Genomic DNA, 2,293 nt, shown 5'->3' on the forward strand with positions numbered 1-2,293 from the left:
CGTGCTCGGGCAGCAGGGCCGCGAACTGGTCCCACAGGGGTTCGAGCAGGCATGATGGCAGGACAGGCACGAGCCCTCCGGTGATCACTGAGCGTAGAGAACTCCATGATCACCCCGGCTCGTGCCTGCTCTGCGTCCGGGGCACCCAGCCGATCACCCAACACGCCTACTGCCGGACTCTCTAAGATCGCACCGGCAGTCCAGGCGATCACGCAGTGCCGGAAGGGGCGATCGGGTGAAAGAGTCCGGGCAGGGCATTCAGGTGAAGCAGACGGACGAGGCCAGGCGCGTCCGTCCGATGAAGAAGATCGCGGTGCGGCGGACCGAGCCGATCAAGGTGACGTCGGCGCCGTTCAACCACCAGCCGCTTCCCACTCCGTGACCCGGGACGGCCGCGAGACGGTGCCCGGGGGCGGACACCTCCGGGCACACCGCTCCCCCGGCCCGGCGGGCACGGCCGGCTCGCATCCCGGAGTCCGGGATTTCCGGTGACATCCTGGCGTTCCATCCGCTGACCTTCGTGCCGGACGGTCCCGATGTCGTCGTGGGACGCAAGGACACCGGCACCTACGCCGCGTTCCCCGCGGACGGCGCCGGCCTCCTGATGCGGTTACAGGACGGCACCGGCACGCACGAGGCGCAGCGGTGGTACCGCGAGCGCTACGGCGAGGACGTCGACATGGCGGACTTCGTGGAGACGCTCCGGGACCTCGGTTTCGTCCGCGAGCCGGGCGCGGCGGACGCTCCCGCCGTGCCGCGGCGGCCGCGCTGGCACCGGCTGGGCCGGGCCGCCTTCTCGTGGCCGGCCTGGCTCCTCTACGCCGGCGTCTGCGGGTACGCCCTGTTCCTGACGGCCGCGCACCCGTCCCTGCGGCCGGGTCACGAGAAACTCTTCTTCACGCCGTCGTTCGTGCTGGTGGAGGCGGGACTGTTCCTCGGGCAGATACCGGGGATCTTCTTCCATGAGGCCATGCACGCGCTGGCCGGCCGAAGGCTCGGCGTCCCGTCGCGGCTCGCTCTCGGCAACCGCCTCCACATCCTGGTCTTCGAGACGGACCTGAGCGGGCTGTGGAGCGTTCCCCGCGGCTCCCGCTATCTCCCGCTGCTGGCCGGGATGCTCGCCGACCTCCTCTGGTTCTCGCTGCTGACGATCTCGGCCCGGCTCGCCGGCCCGCACGCCCTTCCCGGCACGTTCTTCCTGGCCCTGGCGCTGGCCACGCTGCTGCGGCTCGCCTGGCAGTTCTGTTTCCACCTGCGCACCGACGTGTACCAGGTGCTCGTGACAGCACTGCGGTGCGTGAACCTGCACCGGACGACCACGGAGTATCTCGCCAACCGCGCGCACCGCGTCCTGCGCCGCGCCGCGCCGTACGACGAGCGCCGCTGGCACCCGCGTGACCGGCAGGTCGCCCGCTGGTACAGCCATCTCTTCGTCCTGGGCTGGCTGTTCACGCTGGGCATGCTGGCCTGGATCGGCATCCCTGCCGCGGTCACGGTCCTCACCGGCGTCGCCGCGCGGCTGGCCGCCGGTGACCCGTTCGGCGCCCCGTTCCTGGACAGCTGCCTGGTCCTCCTGCTGAACCTCGTGCCGCCCGCGACGGTCGCCGTCCTGGTGCTGCGCCGGCGGCGGGCCGGACGCAGGGCGGGCCCACCCGCGCGCCGGCCGCATCACTGACCCTCCACGACGGATCGGAACGAGACATGTCGAGTCATCTCCGGATCAGCGGGCCCTACCGGCGTGACCGGCGGGCCGCCTGGGAGGAGGTCGCCCCGGCCGGGACCACGCTGGTGAGCGACAGCCACAGCCGGCTGCGGGGAATCTACTCGGGCACCGGCACCCTGCTGCGCCGGCTGGTCCCGCTGGTGTACGAGCACGCCCCCGAGCTGGTGCACGCGCACGCCACGGAGATCCTCTACGTGGCGCCGGAGCTGAACGGGCTCATCGCCCCCGAGGTGTTCCGCCCGATCCCCGCCGAGGTGTACCGGGAGCACCGGCGTTTCCTCGTGCGCGCCTACTCCACCGTACGGCCCCTGCTGCTCGCCTACAGCCTCACGGACTTCCTGAGGAAGTGCGCCGCCCTGCCCCGGCCGGGCCGTCTGAGCTGCTACTTCGAGAACGTGCACGCCGCCGACGAACTGGACCGCGAGTTCCTGGCCGTCCTGGTCCGCCGGGTGGACCCCGCGCAGCTGACGGTGGGCCTGGGCACGACAAACGAGCCGCTGCCGGAGGGCGTCGCGGCCGCGGTGGCCCGGTACACCCGCACCCATGCGGCGCCGGCGCCCGTGCCGGGCG

The 2,293-nt window shown here is 72.1% G+C and carries 3 protein-coding genes; all 3 read left to right on the forward strand.

All coding sequences use genetic code 11. From position 1 onward, the window contains the following. The first annotated feature begins 235 nt into the window (after nt 1-235). Complete coding sequence (locus ACVNF4_RS35055; protein ID WP_461806892.1) at nt 236-382, forward strand: hypothetical protein; 147 nt, start codon at nt 236-238, stop codon at nt 380-382. 138 nt (nt 383-520) lie between these two features. Then, nucleotides 521-1,675 carry a hypothetical protein gene (locus ACVNF4_RS35060; protein ID WP_461806893.1) on the forward strand — a complete coding sequence of 385 codons (1,155 nt, stop codon included), beginning with the start codon at nt 521-523 and terminating at the stop codon, nt 1,673-1,675. 26 nt (nt 1,676-1,701) lie between these two features. Continuing rightward, on the forward strand, nt 1,702-2,293 hold a 592-nt coding region (locus ACVNF4_RS35065), incomplete at its 3' end, for a hypothetical protein (protein ID WP_461806894.1).

This window comes from Streptomyces sp. S6 (assembly GCF_054880855.1).